General features: G+C 57.4%; 14 protein-coding genes. 4 read left to right on the forward strand and 10 right to left on the reverse strand.

Annotation, left to right across the window (positions count from 1 at the left end; all coding sequences use genetic code 11):
- Positions 1–14: 14 nt before the first annotated feature.
- From msrP to dapA, 6 genes are all read right to left on the reverse strand, one after another.
- Positions 15–959 (reverse strand): protein-methionine-sulfoxide reductase catalytic subunit MsrP, encoded by a 945-nt coding sequence (gene msrP / locus ACW81B_RS09500; protein WP_491579984.1) that lies wholly within the window; start codon positions 957–959, stop codon positions 15–17.
- Between the two features lie 129 nt (positions 960–1,088).
- Complete coding sequence (gene purL / locus ACW81B_RS09505; RefSeq protein ID WP_491579985.1) at positions 1,089–4,979, reverse strand: phosphoribosylformylglycinamidine synthase; 3,891 nt, start codon at positions 4,977–4,979, stop codon at positions 1,089–1,091.
- Positions 4,980–5,067: 88 nt separating this feature from the next.
- Positions 5,068–7,098, reverse strand: coding sequence for a HAMP domain-containing methyl-accepting chemotaxis protein (locus ACW81B_RS09510; RefSeq protein WP_491579986.1), 2,031 nt, complete (start codon positions 7,096–7,098; stop codon positions 5,068–5,070).
- A 135-nt stretch (positions 7,099–7,233) separates the two neighbouring features.
- On the reverse strand, positions 7,234–7,992 hold the full coding sequence (locus ACW81B_RS09515; RefSeq protein ID WP_491579987.1) for an MBL fold metallo-hydrolase: 759 nt from the start codon (positions 7,990–7,992) through the stop codon (positions 7,234–7,236).
- Positions 7,993–7,997: 5 nt separating this feature from the next.
- Positions 7,998–9,122, reverse strand: coding sequence for an NlpB/DapX family lipoprotein (bamC, locus tag ACW81B_RS09520; protein ID WP_491579988.1), 1,125 nt, complete (start codon positions 9,120–9,122; stop codon positions 7,998–8,000).
- A gap of 25 nt (positions 9,123–9,147) precedes the next feature.
- Positions 9,148–10,038: a 4-hydroxy-tetrahydrodipicolinate synthase gene (gene dapA / locus ACW81B_RS09525; RefSeq protein ID WP_491579989.1), complete on the reverse strand. Its 891-nt coding sequence runs from the start codon at positions 10,036–10,038 to the stop codon at positions 9,148–9,150.
- A 180-nt stretch (positions 10,039–10,218) separates the two neighbouring features.
- Here dapA and ACW81B_RS09530 point away from each other — a divergent pair, with 180 nt between their 5' ends.
- From ACW81B_RS09530 to ACW81B_RS09545, 4 genes are read left to right on the forward strand one after another with little or no spacing between them, the layout of a single operon-like run.
- Positions 10,219–11,301, forward strand: a complete 1,083-nt coding sequence (locus ACW81B_RS09530; protein ID WP_491579990.1) for a galactose-1-phosphate uridylyltransferase — start codon at positions 10,219–10,221, stop codon at positions 11,299–11,301.
- A 15-nt stretch (positions 11,302–11,316) separates the two neighbouring features.
- Complete coding sequence (locus ACW81B_RS09535) at positions 11,317–11,847, forward strand: glycine cleavage system transcriptional repressor (RefSeq protein WP_491579991.1); 531 nt, start codon at positions 11,317–11,319, stop codon at positions 11,845–11,847.
- A gap of 5 nt (positions 11,848–11,852) precedes the next feature.
- Complete coding sequence (locus tag ACW81B_RS09540) at positions 11,853–12,332, forward strand: peroxiredoxin (RefSeq protein WP_491579992.1); 480 nt, start codon at positions 11,853–11,855, stop codon at positions 12,330–12,332.
- A 31-nt stretch (positions 12,333–12,363) separates the two neighbouring features.
- Positions 12,364–13,779 carry a PhoH family protein gene (locus tag ACW81B_RS09545; protein ID WP_491579993.1) on the forward strand — a complete coding sequence of 472 codons (1,416 nt, stop codon included), beginning with the start codon at positions 12,364–12,366 and terminating at the stop codon, positions 13,777–13,779.
- 78 nt (positions 13,780–13,857) lie between these two features.
- Here the strand turns inward: ACW81B_RS09545 and ACW81B_RS09550 are convergent, their stop codons facing one another.
- The 4 genes from ACW81B_RS09550 to ACW81B_RS09565 form a co-directional block, all read right to left on the reverse strand.
- A complete protein-coding gene (locus tag ACW81B_RS09550) occupies positions 13,858–14,931 on the reverse strand; it encodes an AI-2E family transporter (protein WP_491579994.1) in 1,074 nt (357 codons plus the stop codon).
- Positions 14,932–14,935: 4 nt separating this feature from the next.
- The gene (locus ACW81B_RS09555) at positions 14,936–15,328 is read right to left on the reverse strand and encodes a hypothetical protein (protein WP_491579995.1); all 393 of its coding nucleotides are present in this window, start codon (positions 15,326–15,328) and stop codon (positions 14,936–14,938) included.
- A gap of 8 nt (positions 15,329–15,336) precedes the next feature.
- Positions 15,337–16,245: a LysR family transcriptional regulator gene (locus tag ACW81B_RS09560; protein WP_491579996.1), complete on the reverse strand. Its 909-nt coding sequence runs from the start codon at positions 16,243–16,245 to the stop codon at positions 15,337–15,339.
- Positions 16,246–16,433: 188 nt separating this feature from the next.
- Complete coding sequence (locus tag ACW81B_RS09565; protein ID WP_491579997.1) at positions 16,434–17,612, reverse strand: methyl-accepting chemotaxis protein; 1,179 nt, start codon at positions 17,610–17,612, stop codon at positions 16,434–16,436.
- Positions 17,613–17,768: the final 156 nt, after the last annotated feature.

Consider the following 17,768-nt stretch of genomic DNA (forward strand, 5'->3'; position numbering starts at 1 on the left):
CGGGCAGCGCAGGCCTAGAAATATTTATTCAGGTCCATCCCCGCGTACATGGCGGCGACCTGTGCTTCGTAACCGTTAAACATGAGCGTGTTGCGTTTGCGGAACTCACCGATGCGGCGCTCGCGCTTCTGGCTCCAGCGCGGGTGCGGTACATTCGGGTTCACATTGGAGTAGAAACCGTATTCGCGTGGCCCGGCTTTCATCCAGGAACTGGTTGGCTGCGTTTCACGGAAACGGATTTTTACAATCGACTTGATACTTTTGAAACCGTATTTCCAGGGCACGACCAGGCGCAAAGGTGCGCCGTTCTGGTTGGGCAGGACTTTCCCGTACAGCCCAACCGCCATGAGCGTCAGCGGATTCATGGCCTCATCCATGCGCAGGCCTTCGCGGTAAGGCCAGTCCAGCACGCGGCGACGCTGACCACGCATCTGCTTCTTGTCGTACAGGGTTTCGAATTCGACGTACCTGGCTTTCGATGTCGGGGAAAAACGTTTTATGAGATCGGCAAGCGGGAAACCGATCCATGGAATCACCATCGACCAGCCCTCCACACAACGCAGTCGGTAGATACGTTCCTCCAGTGCGTGGGGCGCAACAATGTCTTCCAGTGTGAACATGCCCGGCTTCTCGCATTCACCCACAACCTCTACCGACCAGGGGTCGGTTTTCATGCGGTGGGCGTTTTTTGCGGGATCCGACTTGGATACGCCGAACTCATAGAAATTGTTGTAGGTCAGCACATCCTTGCGGTCGGTTTTTTCCTCGTCTGTGCTGAACGGCCCGGGCGTTACATTCGTAAGCGACAGGGCTGCCGATGCTGAAGGCAACCATAACGAACCTGTCAGCGCCACGCCGGCAACCACAAGCCCGGACTGCAGAAATGCCCGCCGCTGTTGATAAATTTCGTACGGAGTGACGTCGGACTCTTTGAGATCGGCGGATTTTCTGATCAGCACGGCACTACCCTCTGACTTCAACACTGTGACTGCAACGCGGGAAGGCAAGTTCCTCACACCGCCTTACAGGAGTGTAGCGACTTGCGCGGGGAAGTCTTCACAGAATGATCACGAACACCTGGCAGGCTGCTAACCAACCCAGTGGCGGGCATTACGGAACATACGCATCCACGGCCCTTCCTCACCCCATTCATCCGGGTGCCAGGAATGCTGCACAGTACGGAACACTCGCTCCGGGTGCGGCATCATGATGGTAAAGCGACCGTCATCCGTGGTAACACCGGTAATGCCGAATGCTGAACCGTTAGGGTTCACCGGGTAGGCTTCTGCAGGTTCGCCGTAATGATCCACGTAGCGTAGTGCCACGCGCCTGTCCTCCAGTGCTGCCTGCGCCTGCTCGCGCGAACCGAAGCTGGCACGCCCTTCGCCGTGTGCGACAGCAATCGGCAAATGGGAACCGGCCATTCCCTTGAGCAGAATCGAAGGTGTATCCAGTATTTCCACCAGCGAGAAACGCGCCTCGAACTGTTCAGACAGGTTGCGCTCGAAGCGCGGCCAGTGTGTCGCACCGGGAATCAGATCACGCAGACCGGACATCATCTGACAGCCATTGCATACACCCAGTCCCCAGCTGTCATCACGCTCAAAAAAAGCATTGAAGGCGTCACGCACAGCGGCATTGAACAGGATCGATCTCGCCCAGCCCTGCCCGGCACCCAGTACGTCACCATAGGAAAACCCGCCACAAGCCACCAGTCCGCTGAAGCCGGACAGGTCGCTACGCGCAGTGATGATATCGCTCATGTGCACGTCATGACATTCGAATCCCGCCGCAGTGAAGGCCGCGGCCATTTCGAGGTGGCCATTAACACCCTGCTCACGCAGGATGGCGACCCTCGGCGCTACACCAACGGCAATCATGGGCGCCGCAACATTATCTTCCGGGTCAAAACTGACACGTGGCTGCAAACCCGGGTCACTGCCATCGAGCAGGCTGGCAAATTCCTGCTCCGCACACTCGGGGTTATCCCGCAACGCCTGCATCTGATAGCTGGTTTCTGCCCAGGCACGCTGCAGATCAATACGTTTTTCGTCAAACACCGGCTTGCGCGCGCGCGTAAATACAATACGGTCATCGTCACGCAAGCTGCCAATAACATGGCTGTGGCGCCACAGGCCCGCCTCGCGCAATGTTTCCAGTATGGTGTCGGTATCGCAATGCCGCACCTGCAACACGGCGCCCAGCTCCTCATTAAATAACGCCGCGCGACTGTTATCACCCAACGCATCGAGTTTAACTTCCACACCACAGTGAGCGGCAAAAGCCATTTCACACAGGGTCGTAAACAGGCCACCGTCGGAACGGTCATGGTAGGCCAGCAACAAGTCGTTCTGGTTGAGGTCCTGGATGGCAGCAAAAAAACTCTTCAGTGCATCCGGGTCGTCCAGATCGGGCGCATGGTGACCGACCTGTTTATAGGCCTGCGCCAGCGCAGAACCGGCCAGCCGGTTACGGCCCTTGCCCAGGTCAACAAATACCAGGTCCGTATCGCCACAATCCCGGCGCAACTGAGGTGTCAGGGTTCTGCGCACATCGATAACCGGTGCAAAACCGGTCACGATCAAGGACAGGGGCCCGGTAACCGAGCGCGACTCACCCTGCTCTTCCCACACGGTCTTCATCGACAGTGAGTCCTTGCCCACCGGGATACACAGGCCAAGGCGCGGGCATAATTCTTCGCCCACAGCGCGCACCGTATCGAACAGGCCGGCGTCTTCACCGGGGTGTCCGGCCGGGGCCATCCAGTTGGCCGACAAACGGATACTGGACAGGGCTTCTATACACGCAGCCGCCATGTTGGTGATGGTCTCACCCACCGCCATGCGCCCGGAGGCCGGCGGATCGACCAGCGCCACCGGCGGCCGCTCGCCCATTGCCATGGCTTCACCGCGATAACCCTGATAGTCGGCACAGGTTACGGCAACGTCGGCCACCGGCACCTGCCAGGGACCAACCATCTGGTCGCGTGTCACCTGCCCGGTCACGGAACGGTCGCCGATGGTAATCAGAAACTGTTTGCTGCCGACCGATGGCACGCGCAGCACGCGATAGGCCATATCTGTCAGGTCATCCGGCAAGTCGAGGTCGGGCTTACTGAAGGTGCGATGATGGACATCGCGCAGCATTTTAGGCGGCTTGCCGAGCAACAACGACATGGGCAGGTCGATCGGCGTGTTGTCGAAATACCCGTCTCCCAGCACCAGCTGCGGTTCACCGGTGGCTTCACCCAGCACTTCCATGGGACAGCGTTCACGCTCGCACAGCGCCTGGAACTCCTCAACACGTTCGTCCGACACTGCCAGCACGTAACGTTCCTGCGATTCGTTGCACCAGATCTGCATGGGCGACATGCCCGGTTCATCGTTGGGTATGGCACGCAACTCGAAACGACCGCCCCGGCCGGCATCATTGACCAGCTCCGGCACGGCATTGGACAACCCTCCGGCCCCAACGTCGTGAATAGACAGGATCGGATTGGCTTCGCCCATCTCCCAACAGCGGTCGATAACTTCCTGGCAACGGCGTTCCATTTCCGGATTGCCGCGCTGCACCGAAGCAAAATCGAGATGCTCGGCACTTTCGCCGCTGGACACAGACGAAGCCGCACCACCGCCAAGACCGATCAACATGGCCGGACCGCCGATGACAATAATTTGTGCGCCGGCCGGAATATCCTGTTTTTCAATGTGCTGTTCGCGGATATTGCCATAGCCGCCGGCGATCATAATGGGCTTGTGATAGCCGCGCACTTCTTCACCGGCCGGTCCCGGCACACGTTCTTCAAAGGTACGGAAATAGCCACACAGGTTGGGGCGGCCGAATTCATTATTGAACGCTGCGGCACCGAGTGGTCCTTCAAGCATGATATCCAGCGCGGACACGATGCGTGCCGGCTTGCCATGATCGGTCTCCCACGGTTGCACAAAATCCGGTATGCGCAGGTTGGACACGGAGAAACCGCACAGCCCCGCCTTGGGTCTGGCGCCACGCCCTGTCGCCCCCTCGTCGCGGATCTCGCCACCGGAACCGGTTGCCGCACCCGGGAAGGGAGAAATGGCTGTCGGGTGGTTATGGGTTTCCACCTTGATCTGGATGTGGGCCATTTCGTCATGACTGCGATAACTGCCGCTCCCGGCATCGACAAAAAAACGCTTCGCCGGGTTGCCCTCGATAACAGCAGAATTATCGTGGTAGGCCGACAGCACGCCCTCGGGGCTGGCCCGGTGCGTGGCGCGGATCATGTTGAACAACGAAGTCTGCTGCGGTTTGCCGTCAATAACCCAGCTGGCATTGAAAATCTTGTGCCGGCAGTGCTCCGAGTTGGCCTGCGCAAACATCATCAGCTCGACATCGGTCGGGTTACGACCCAGCGCAGTAAAACTGTCTACCAGGTAGTCAATCTCGTCGTCAGACAACGCCAGCCCCAGCTCACGATCAGCGGCCAGCAATGCAGCCCGCCCGCCCTGGAGAATATCCACGCACGTCAGTGGCGCTGGCTCAGCGTGGCTGAACAACGCCTCGGCATCCTCTGCACGTGGCAGTACCGACTCGGTCATACGATCGTGCAGTAGTGCCAGCAGGGATTCCAGCGTTTCGCCGTCCAGTGTTGCGCCCGCATCCAGCCCCAGGTCAAAACGGATGCCACGTTCAATACGCGCCACCTTCTGCAACCCGCAATTGTGGGCAATATCAGTCGCCTTGCTTGACCAGGGAGATATTGTGCCAATACGCGGAACCACCCAGAAACGGTGTGCCGCCGCCTGACCCGTGGGACCAGCGCCACCGAGCAGCTGTTCAAGCAGCTGGTGCTCGGCTGGTGTCAGCTGCTGCTCCAGCTCCACGAAGTGAATATAGCGGGCATCCAGCGCCGTAACGCCTGCAGTGACCCGGCGCGCACGTTCCAGCAGTTTACGGATTCGGAAGGGCGAAAAGGCAGGTGCGCCAACGAGCTGCAACATGGGCTTTCCCGGTTAAAAACAAGGCCCGCTATGATACGGGATGCCCGGGTGGCGGTACAGCCGCGAGCCGGACAACTCGCGGCTTTTCTCACACCTTGAAACGATCTACAACTGCCTTGAGGCGTGTTGCAGTACCGGTGAGTTCCAACATATCCTGACTACTCGCCGACATCAGATCAGCATTTTCGGTTTGCGCGGCGGACATCAGTTCGACATGACGCGCAATGTCCTCACTGACCAGGGATTGCTCTCTTGCCGACCGGGCAATTTCTTCCACCATGTTATTCATCAGATTGACGCTCTCTGTCATGCGGTTGATAACGCCTTCCGCCTCCGTGACAGTATGCGACATTGAGCCACCCGCCTCGGCCACCTGCTTCATAGTGGAAACCAGTTCCTGACTGGAACTGCGGTTGCTGTCCAGCAGTTCGTGAATACTGGCCGTGGACTGTTGGGTCTTGGATGCAAGCTGGCGCACCTCATCCGCCACCACGGCAAAGCCACGTCCGGCTTCACCTGCGCGTGCGGCCTCGATAGCGGCATTCAGTGCCAGCAAGTTGGTCTGCCCGGCAATTTCGTTGATCACGCCAACCATGGATTCCATGGCGCGGCCTTTTTCCTCAATCATAGCAACGCTTTGTTGCAAATGCTGGATCCTGGATTCCATAACACTGGCCCTGGAAGCCATTTCACGCATGGCAGCATTACCTTCCTCGGCCTGCTCGCGCGCTTTATCGGCCTCACCGGCTGCCGTTTCAGCATTACTGGCTATATGAGCGCTTGTGGCTGACATCTCCTCGGTTGCCGCCGCAGTACTGCGCGTGCGTTCGGCTGCATCCGTCACATTGCTCTGCACCGTGCTGACACGTTCGCTGGACTGCCGGGCGCTGTCCAGCACCTGCTCGGACACAGCCACAATTTCAAGCACCATTTCCTGCAAACTGGCCATCAGCTGGTTGAAATAGCCCGACGTCTGTCCCAGTTCATCTTTTGAAGCCAGTCTTGCCCGCTGGGTCAAATCACCTTTACCACTCGCCATGCTTTCGAGAATGCTTCTCAGGCGCAAAATCGGTGCCACAATATGCTGACCGGCCAGTATCGACACACCTACGCCCAGCACCAGCGCCACTGCCAGCAAAATGCCAATAAACGACACACTGTTGTGAAGATTATCCAGCACATCGCTACTGGCTGCAGTCGCCAGTTGTCGCTGGCTTTCAACCAGGGCATCCAGTTCATGGTTAATCTCCGCCAGTAACGGTGATATTTCCGACCGGATAAGGCTGACATCCGTTCGCCAGCGACCTTCAGCATCGAGCTTCTTCAGGCCTTCAAAGTCGCGGAAAAACTTTTTCTTGGCATCGATGAAACGTGCCAGCCCGTCGTCCTGCTCAAAGGTCAGTTCGTTTTCGTAGGAACCCAGCGCCTTGATCTTGAGGTCGGTGAGGTCACTGTAAAGCTGGATTTCGTGCAGCGACCGTTCACCGCGAAACGCAATATAGGCACGCACACCGTTCATGACATTGGCCCAGGCATAGCGCATTTCGTGGATCTCGTTAAACAGTCCACGCCGACCGATACTGGCTTCTTCATCAAATTCACTGTCCAGCATTTCGCGGGTAATCTGCAGCATTTCCTGACTGACAGGGTTGAGATTCCCGGCCGCATACTGCAGACCCGCCATGTTGCTCATGCGGTTCTCCGTCAATTCAACCATACGATCACGGTAGGCCTTGAAACGTTCCACCAGGGCAACAAGGCGTCTCACGCGTTCTTGCATCAAGGTATCTCCGCGCATGGACGCCAGTTTACCCAGCTCGGTCGTCGCTGCTTCTACCTGCTGCAGGGATTTATCGTAATCCTGCAGGCTGCGTTCTTCCTCGGCCAACAAGTAAAAGCCCAGTGCGGCAGATGCCTGCGCCAGCGCGCGCGACAGGGTTTGCGAAGCCAGCATGGTCGGCTGCACTTCCTCGACCACTGTACTGAATTCGCTCTCGATCTGGAACAGACTACGCCAGGAAACGGCAGATACCGCGACAATCAACGCCAGCAGTATCCCGAAGCCACCCCAGACTTTATTGCGGATTGACAACCGTGAAAGCAATTCAAATTTCAACATAATCAGACACTCGTCCAAAAATCACAGTAGGCAGCACGCAGTACGCATCCCCCTGTCGTGTGATTTGAATACACTCAGGATAGTGGCAGTTTGCCAAATACCTTTAAGCACATTTTAGAGGCAGGGAGCGGTTTTTTAGAGGCATTCCCAGGGAATGCCGACCGACTGGTCAGCAATATGGATACGGATATCCTGGCCATCGAGGGCTCGCTCGACCTGCTCGCGCGCCAGCTCAGGGTGATTGTTTTTTTCACTGAGATGCGCGGCCACCAGCAGCTTTAATCGATGCAGGTCAATCCTGCCAAGCAGGTCAGCCGCCTGACAATTGCTCAGGTGGCCATAATCCCCCCTGACCCGTGCCTTGAGGCCTGCAGGGTATGGCCCTTCCTCAAGCATGCGAGGGTCATGATTGAACTCCAGGATCAGGGCATCCAGTCCCTCCAGCGCCTCAACTATGTGACGGGTAATACTGCCCGCATCGGTTAACAGGCCAAGCCGGTTGTTGCCATCGGAAAATACGAACTGGCAGGGTTCCCGGGCATCGTGAGGCACGGGGAAAGGCTGTATATCGATATCGCCGATACAGAAGGTCTCATGGCTGCTGAAGTGGTTCAGCTCGGCGACCTCACCGCCCTGATGCATAACCCCGGTACCTGGCGTCATCCACACCGGCGTCCCGTGACGCCGCGAATATCGGGCCACGCCGGAAATATGGTCACTATGCTCGTGCGTTACCAGAATGGCATCGATGCTGCCCGGCTCAACCTCAAGGTGCTGCAGACGCTTCTCGGTTTCCTTGCAGGAGAAACCGCAATCAATCATCAGCCGGGTGGAACCCGCCTCAACCAGCGTTGCGTTACCCTGACTACCGCTACCCAGTGAGGCAAAGCGCATGGCGCTTATTTCAATTCCTCATAGAGCAGGGTCAATATGCGAACCGGCGTAACGGAGGTTTCAGCTTCGCCCTTCTCGTTCAGCACCATGACACGGGTATCCGCGCCATCGTCGACCAGTTTGATCTGGTAAGTCACGACCTTGTCGGTATCATCATCGGACCAGAACGCCAGTTTCGACAGGAAGCCCTTTTTCTGCTGCTTCATGGGGTCGTTGTAACGCACATAGTAAATGCCCGCCGAGCGATCACGATCCTCCACCGCAAAGTCAATACGGTCCAGGGTAATACCGACACTGCGCCAGGCCTGCGGGAAGCTGTCATGAATAACCAGTACCGGTTGCCCACTGTCCTGCCTCGTCAATTCCGCCTTGTCCGGCGCAGGGGCGTGCGGAGCCGTCAGCTGCTCGGCGCGCTGTGGTGTGGCGCCAAGGTAAATCATCAATTGTTTCAACATCTCCGATTCCAGGCCCGGGTCACTGGGGCGCGGCTCCCAGACAGTGGTCTGGATTTCATCGGTTCGACCTTCCAGTTTTTCCTGCAGCCCCTTGTGGGTAATATAAATTTCAGTGGTACCAGGCTCCTCACCAGTCTCCAGCCGCATGCGATAGCGATCGCGCAGCGAGGAGGAATAGGCATTCTGGAAAACACGGCTGATGGTATTGCGGATAATATCGCCGGGCGCTTCCACCTGGCTGTCCACCCAGTCGGTTTCCAGCACGCCAAGCGCCGGGTTTTCACGGCGGATCAGAAACCCGGCGTCCAGCCAGAACTCCCGCGCCCTGCTCCAGACAGCGGCAGGGTCGCCCTTCACGACCAGCCATGCACGACCGTTGTCGCGGGCAATACGCATATTTTCCGGTGTCGGCAAAACACCCTGGCTGGCCTTGCTGCGCGTCTGCGCGGCACTGTTATAACCCGACAGGGTTGCCGCGCCATCGCGCACCACCAGTGCATCATTGACCGGCGTGGTCGTAAGGTCCGGTGGCACATCCAGCGGCGCGCTGGTTTCTGTCTTGCGGTACTCCTCGCTTCGGTCGGGGAACATCCGCTTCAACGTACCGCACCCGGACAGGAAAGACAGCATCAGGACGGGTAGCAGGATACGCAGGATAGTTGAATTTTCTGGCATAAATAAAAGTCCGCTTGTTTTCGGTTCAGACATCGGAAGTTTCGAGTACGCCGGCCTGGCGTAACGCATCGCGGACCGGTGGGTAACATTCGCGAGACAGCGGTGTCATTGGCAGGCGCAGGCCCGGGGGGATCATACCCATTTCGTGCAACGCCCACTTGACCGGAATCGGGCTGGATTCAATAAACAGGTCACGGTGCAGGGCGCGCAGTGTGGCGTCGATCTTTTCCGCCGTTTCACGGTCGCCGGCCAGGGCCGCCGCACACATGTCGTGCATGGCTTTGGGGGCAACATTGGCGGTCACGGAAATATCACCTTTGGCTCCCAGCAGGATCAGCTCCATCGCAGTGGCATCATCGCCGCTGTACAGGTCCAGTCGATCACCGCAGCGTTGCAGGATTTCCCTGCCACGCTGCAGATCCCCCGTGGCGTCCTTGATGCCGACGATATTGGAGATCGGCGCCAGTCGTTCGACCGTTTCCGGCAACATATCACACACGGTGCGTCCCGGAACGTTGTACAGAATCTGCGGGATCGGCACCGCTTCGGCGATGGTTTTGTAGTGCCGGTACAATCCTTCCTGGGTGGGTTTATTGTAGTAGGGCACCACCAGCAGGCAGGCATCGGCGCCAGCCTCCATGCCACAGCGCGTCAGATCAATGGCTTCCTGGGTAGAATTGGCACCCGTGCCGGCAATCACCGGTATACGACCGCCCACCATGGCAACAATGCGTCGCAACAGGGCACAATGTTCCTTTTCATTCAGGGTCGCGGATTCGCCCGTTGTCCCTACCGCAACGATAGCATCAGTGCCCGCGGCAACGTGGAACTCGACCAGGGCCTCAAGGCTGTCCTCGTCGATTGCACCATCCTCACGCATGGGCGTGACCAGTGCCACCATACTGCCGTGAAACATCGGAACCTCCGCTGTGAAAAACCAGATGCATGTTACGTTTCCGTCCCGCTGCTGACAAGCCGGCCTGCGGTGACAAACCCGCCTGATTAGTCCATTTAATACCGGATTCAGCAACCCTTGGTTTCCATCTCGCGCCGGACAACGATAATTAGCCCCATCCGAGCAAACTGGCGAACCATCATGAGTGATCAGCCCGAAACCATCCGAGAAATCCGTATCAACCCCATCGTGCCCAGCGAATCCGTGCTGGTGTCTACCGCCCGCGGCATGCGCCCGCGCAAGGACGAGGCCCCGGCCCCGCGCGACACCCGCAAGCACGTCGACCGCTGCCCGTTCTGCCGCGGCAACGAGGAAATGACCCCGCCGACCGTCACAGCCTCTCCGGAAACCGGTGACTGGCAGGTACGCGTGGTGGAAAACCTCTACCCGGTGCTGGGTGACGAGAGCACCTCCGGTAACCTGGTATTCGGCCTGCAGCAGGCCATCGACGGCTACGGCCGCCACGAGGTCATTATCGACCACCCGGAACATGGTATCGCCCTCCATGAAATGTCAGAGGACCACCTGTTTCGCCTGATCGGTGTCTACCGGGATCGCATACGCAACCTGTACGAGGCCGATACACGCATCCAGTATGTACTGATCTTCAAGAACTTTGGCCCGGCTGCCGGTGCCAGCATTGCGCATACCCACAGCCAGGTTATTGCCATGCCGGTGGTGCCGGAGAATGTTTATAACGAAGTCATTCACAGCCGCCAGTATTTCGAGAAAAACCGGCAGTGTATTTTCTGCTCACTGATCGACGAGGCACTGACCTTCGAGGCCAGAATCTACGACCGCGAATCCGGCTCGGTACGCCGCAGGATCGACGTCGGGCAATACGTGATAGAACGCGGCGAGCACTTCGTCGCCATCAAACCCTTTGCCAGCCGCTATGAATGGGAGGTGCATATACTGCCCCTGAAACACGCCAGTGATTTCATCGACATCAATGACGCCCAGCGTGAAGACCTGTCACGCGTAATGAAACGCGCCATGGCCCGGCTGGACGCCGTGATCGGCGGCGCACAGTACAATTTTTTCCTGCATTCGCTGCCGCACAACAATGATTTCAGCAACTGCCGGGACAGTTACCACTGGCACATGGAAATCTGCCCGCGCACCAGCATCCCGACCGGCTTCGAGCTGGGCTCAGGCCTGTTCGTCAGCACCATCAGCCCGGAACAAGCCGCCGAACAGCTGCGTGCCGTGGTGCTGGATTAGTGGTAGGCTGCACACATGAGTAACCAGTTGGTGATTGCCGCGCTGGGCGAGGATCGGCCGGGTCTGGTCGACCGCCTGTCCGGCTGGGTAACGGGCAGCGGCTGCAATATTGCCGACAGCCGGATGACGGTACTGGGCGGTGAATTTGCCGTGCTGCTGCTGGTGACCGGCAACTGGAACAACCTCGCCAAACTGGAAAACCAGTGCGACGCGATGCAGGACCAGCTCGGCATGACGCTGCACATCAAGCGCACCGGACCGAGGTCTACCGAGGGTGACTTCCTGCCCTACGGCGTAGACGTGGTGTCCCTCGACCACCCCGGCATCGTGCACAACCTGGCCAGCTTCTTCTCCCAGCGCAGCATCAATATCCAGGACCTGTCTACCTCCACCTATGCGGCTGCCCATACCGGCACGCAGATGTTCGCCGTGCACATGGTGCTGGATGTCCCGGCCAGCACCCATATCGCCACCCTGCGCGAGGAATTTCTGGACTTCTGCGACCGCCTGAACCTGGATGCCGTAATCGAACCCGTAAAAGGATGAGTACCATGCCTGTCGTCCAGCTCAACAAAAAAGTACCTGATTTCAGCGCCGAATCGACTGGCGGCACATTTCGCCTGTCCGACCACAAGGGCAGAAATGTGGTGATCTACTTTTACCCGAAGGACAGCACACCGGGCTGCACCCGGGAAGGCCAGGATTTCCGCGACAATATCGCAAAGTTCCGGCGCAACAGGAGCGTCGTAGTCGGTGTGTCACGCGACAGCCTTGCCTCTCATGAAAAGTTCAGGGCAAAACAGGAATTCCCGTTCGAACTGATATCGGACAAGGATGAAGCCCTGTGCAAACTGTTTGATGTCATCAGGGAAAAGAACATGTACGGCAAGAAGGTAATGGGCATAGAGCGCAGCACCTTCCTGATCGATGGCAACGGCAAGCTGCGCCGCGAATGGCGCAAGGTCAAGGTCGACGGTCACGTCGATGAAGTACTGGAAGCCGTGCGCGAACTGAACCGCGTCAACCCGTAAACCCTGCATAGCGAGGAAAAAACCGCCCTCCATGACACAGGCCGACTCTGCCGCCAAACGCCTTTTTATTCTCGACACCAACGTGCTGATGCACGACCCAACGTCCCTGTTCCGTTTCAAGGAGCACGACGTCTACCTGCCCATGGTCGTACTGGAAGAGATGGACGCCGGCAAGAAAGGCGTGTCTGAAGTGGCGCGCAATGTGCGCCAGGTCAGCCGCTTCCTCGATGAACTGATGCGTGACATCAGCACCGAACAGATCGAGCAGGGCATCCCGCTGGTCACCCGCGGGCTGATCGAGGACCTGCCGGAAGAGCAAAGCGGCCGGCTGTTTTTCCAGACCCACACCCTGAAAGCTGCGTTGCCCGATGTGCTGCCCGGCAACCGTCCGGATAACAGTATCCTTGCCACTGCACTGGCGCTGCAGAATGAACACCCCGACCTGACCGTGACGCTGGTGTCAAAAGACATCAACCTGCGCATCAAGGCCGCCGTACTCGGCATCCACGCCGAAGACTACTTCAACGACCAGGTACTGGAAGACGTCAATCTCCTGTACCCCGGCGTATCCGAACTGCCGGAGGATTTCTGGCAGGCCCACAGCGATACACTGGAGTCCTGGCAAAAGGACGGCCGCAACTATTACCGCGTACACGGCCCGCTGGTGGAATCCTGGAATGTCAACGAGTGTGTGTATATTCCCGGCGAACAGGGCTTCGAGGCACTGGTGCAGGAAATCGGAGATGGCAGCGCCATACTGGAAACCGCCATTGACTACCGCGGTTCCAGGCACACGGTATGGGGCATCAGCGCACGTAATCGCGAACAGAACTTTGCCCTTAACCTGCTGATGGACCCGGAGGTCGATTTCGTCAGCCTGGTGGGTACGGCCGGCACCGGCAAGACGCTGCTGGCACTGGCAGCCGGCCTGACGCAAACGCTGGAAGAGAACCGCTACAAGGAAATCATCATGACCCGCGTCACCGTGCCGGTGGGTGAAGACATCGGCTTCCTGCCAGGCACCGAGGAGGAAAAGATGACACCGTGGATGGGGGCACTGATGGACAACCTGGAAGTGCTGACACGTTCCGATGTGGGCGGCGACTGGGGGCGTGCGGCAACCAATGACCTGCTCAGTAACCGCATCAAGATTCGCTCCATGAACTTTATGCGCGGGCGGACTTTCCTGAACAAGTACCTGATCCTCGACGAAGCGCAGAACCTGACGCCCAAACAGATGAAGACCCTGGTGACGCGCGCCGGACCGGGTACCAAGGTTATTTGCCTTGGTAACGTGGCGCAGATTGATACGCCCTACATCACCGAGACCAGTTCCGGCCTCACTTATGTGGTGGATCGCTTCAAGGACTGGGCACACAGCGGGCACATTATGCTTACCCGCGGTGAACGTTCACGACTGGCGGATTACGCGTCTGAGGCCCTGTAAACCCGACCCTCGTCATTCCGTCACACGCGGAATGACGGCTATGGAACAAAGACGGTTGTTAAACGGATAAGGGCTTCCTTAACCTGTGGAAACGTTCGCTTCAGGCAGGGGTTTCTTCGGCCAGGCCTTGAGCACTGCCTGCACCACCGTGGCCAGTGGAATGGCGAAAAACACGCCCCAGAACCCCCACAACCCACCGAACACGACCACAGCAATAATAATGGCGACCGGGTGCAGATTGACCACCTCGGAGAACAGCAGCGGGACCAGCACATTACCATCGATTGCCTGAATTACGCCGTAGGCCAGCAGGATATACCAGGCATCGCTGCTCCAGCCCCACTGGAAAAAAGCAATTGCTGCAATCGGCAAGGTCACGACTGCCGCACCGATGTACGGGATAATGACAGAAAGACCCACCAGCGTGGATAACAGTACAGCATACTGCAGCCCCATGAGGGTGAACGTGGCGTAAGACACGCCACCGACAACAAGAATCTCCCAGACCTTGCCACGCACGTAATTCGCAATCTGCACATTGACGTCCTGCCATACGCGGGTCGTCAGCGCCCGCTCTTTCGGCAGATAGCCCTGCAACCAGTCAATAATGCGCTGTTTGTCCTTGAGGAAAAAGAACACCAGGAAAGGAACCAGTATCAGGTAGACCATCAACATCATGATACCGACGACCGACGCCATGGAAGCCGATACCACGCGCTGACCCAGACTGCCCAGCTCGGCACGAATGGCATCCATCAATTCGGCAACCTGCGCCTCGCTGACAAGATCCGGGTACTGCTCCGGCAGGTGCATGATAACCGCCTGGCCCTTACCGATGATATTGGGTAGTTGCTGAAACAACTGCGTTACCTGGTAGGACAACCTGGGCAGCAGCCCGAGTAACGCAAATACCAGCACGACGATGAACACCAGGAACACCAGCACCACAGCAAACAACCGAGGCATCCCCAGGCGCTGCAATGCGGCTACGACACCCTCCAGCAGGTAGGCCAGCACCAGCGCTGCCAGCACCGGCGCCAGCATCTTGCCCATGGTGACGACCACCACAAAGCCCAGCAACAGGACCAGCGCAAGAATAACAACCTGCGGATCCGAAAAATGGCGCTGGAACCACTGACGAACAACCTCCATGTTGTCAGTCCCCGCCCTGCCTGAGCGCTTCGTACTCTTCCTGGAAAACGCGCTCCAGTTCAGCAATCACATCACTGGCCTCACGCCCCTGCAGAACATGCTGCGTCATCAGGTCTGATGTCACCCCGAGCATCTTGCTCTTGCCCAGCATGGAATAAGTCTTTGACAGGCGTTTAATCGCCGCCACCACGCGTTCGTTTTCGGGAGCGGGTATATGCTCAGGCTCAGGGATTTCAGATGGCTCGTCCACCACCGGGGCCGGGCTATCCTGCAGAGGGACAGAAAAACCGGGCGAACGCTTCAGCAGGAAGTCAGCAAAACTGGTAACCGCCGACTGGTCTGTCGGCGAGAGTTTTTCAAACGTTTCTAAAAGGGCTTTCTTCCGGTCGGCGTCCATACGTGGATTTATACAACGTCGGGGTGTGATTTGCAGTAGTTTCTTGCGAAATCCAGCAACTCATCCATGGCACGGTGGCGAAACTTCTGCTTCTGGTGCACAAAGGAAAAGGGGCGTTCCAGTGCCGGCTCAAGCCTCAGCCTGACGAGCGTGCCAAGCTTGAGTTCTTTCTGGATCGTCGCGAGGGATACAATCGATACACCCATGCCAGCTTCGACCGCGCCTTTAATCGATTCCGGACTACCCAGCTCCATCGACAGGTGTACCTGTCCCGGCGTAATACCAAGCCCGTGCATGTATTCCGCAATGACCTCGCGGGTACCGGAACCTTCTTCGCGGCAAATGTAGGGATATTGCAGCAAGTCCTTTATCTCTACCATGTCACGCTCGGCAAGATGGTGCGACGGCGACACAACGGCCACCAGCTCATCCTTGCGACACATTTCCACCACAAGGTTCTTGTTCATCACCGGCGATTCAACCACACCAAGGTCGATCACATTGTTCTCGACCATATGCACGATGCCTTCGGAGTTCGACACCTTGAGCTGGACGTTCACGTCCGGATATTTCTTTTTGAAATCGCCAAGTAGTGCAGGCAGCATGTACTCAGCGATGGTGGTGCTGGCGCCAATCATCAGTATACCGCTGACATCGCCGGTCATGTCCTTGACGGCGTTCTCCATCTCCGAATACAGGTCGAAGATACGCCCGGAGAAATCAAACACCCGCTTCCCGGCTTCGGTCAGACTGATACGATTATGGGTACGGTCAAACAGGCGTGTATTGAACTGTTCTTCCAGCTGGCGCACCTGGAAAGTGACCGCTGGTTGAGTCATGTGCAGAGTGTCCGCCGCCTTGGTAAAACTCAGAAGACGAGCAACCGTATGAAATACCTGCAATCTGCGATCTGACATGTTTTCGAACCCTTCTCTGCGCCCAGGCGCCAGCTAAAATTTTTTCGAGCCAATAAAAATAATTGATCCGGGCGCGAACAATACAGTACAGAAGCTCTTTTTGCATGCCTTTTCACCCCTCCCAAAAGGGATAAAAAAAGCCGGACGGTGTCCCGTCCGGCTTGCCATTTTGCAGTTTTCCGCCCTGACTAGATCTTGAACTGGGCCATCAGCGACTGCTGCTCCGCTGCCAGACGCGCCAACTCCTCGCTGGCCTGGGCTGTCTGCTGCGCCCCTTCTGCCGAGCGGTCAGAGACCTCACGGATATTGTTCATGTTCGCCTGCATCTCGGCAGCCACCGCACTCTGCTCTTCGGCAGCACTGGCAATCATGGTATTCATGTCATTGATATTGGAAACGGCACCGGCAATCGAGGCCAGTGATTCCGCCGCCTTTTCGACAAGCTCGGAACTGTCCTGCGCCTTGTGCTGAGCGCCTTCCATCACCTTGACTGCATTGACAGCACCATCCTGCAAGCGCTGAATCATATCGTGAATTTCCTGGGTCGACTGCTGGGTGCGGCTGGCCAGCGTGCGGACTTCATCCGCCACCACGGCAAACCCGCGACCCTGTTCTCCGGCACGCGCCGCTTCAATCGCGGCATTGAGCGCCAGCAGATTGGTTTGCTCGGCAATGCCGCGTATGACATCCAGCACCGAACCGATATTTTCGCTTTCCTTCTCCAGGTTACGAATGACCTGTGCCGCTGAATCAACTTCACCCAGTAATGAGTCAATGCCACCAATGGCCTCGGTTGCCACCAGCGCACCGGACTTCGCATCATTGTCTGCACTGTCGGCCGCTCTCGATGCCTCTGCGGCATTTCGCGCCACTTCCTGCACGGTAGAGGTCATCTCATCCATCGCCGAAGCAATGCTGTCGATCTCTGCCCGCTGTTGCTGAACACCGCGACTGGTTTCATCCGTGATAGCAGAGGTTTCCTCGGCCGCCGCCGCCAGCTGGGAGGTTGCCCCGCTGATCTGCCCGATCATGTTGCGCAGATTGGCTGCCATCTGGTTAAACGCATCGATGATGTCACCGATCATGTCATTACTCTGCATTTTACATTCATGCGATACATCGTTCTGGCTGATAGCATTGGCGATTTCAGAGATGCGCCTCAGCCGTTTAAGTAAAATCACATTGACCAGCCAGTAGTTGCTGACGCCAATAAATGTACCGGCAAGCAGACAGGCGCCAACGAACCAGACAAACATATCCTCCTTGACATCGACAAATAATCCGGCAAAAAAGGGGAATACCGCACCGGTGGCAAGTCCAAATAATACACTTGAAATCAATAAATTACGGAGTATGCTGGGCTTCATTTTAATACACTCAAGTCCTTGATAGCGATAAGTTCGCGCCGTTTGGCGTCTGCCCATTATGACGGCCACTTGTGGCGCAACTTAAAAGCTATTTGCATCTAATTTTTCGTTGCTCGCGATCCACTCGCGAACCTGCCTCATCCATAAAAAAACCCC

The organism is Thiogranum sp., assembly GCF_058323355.1.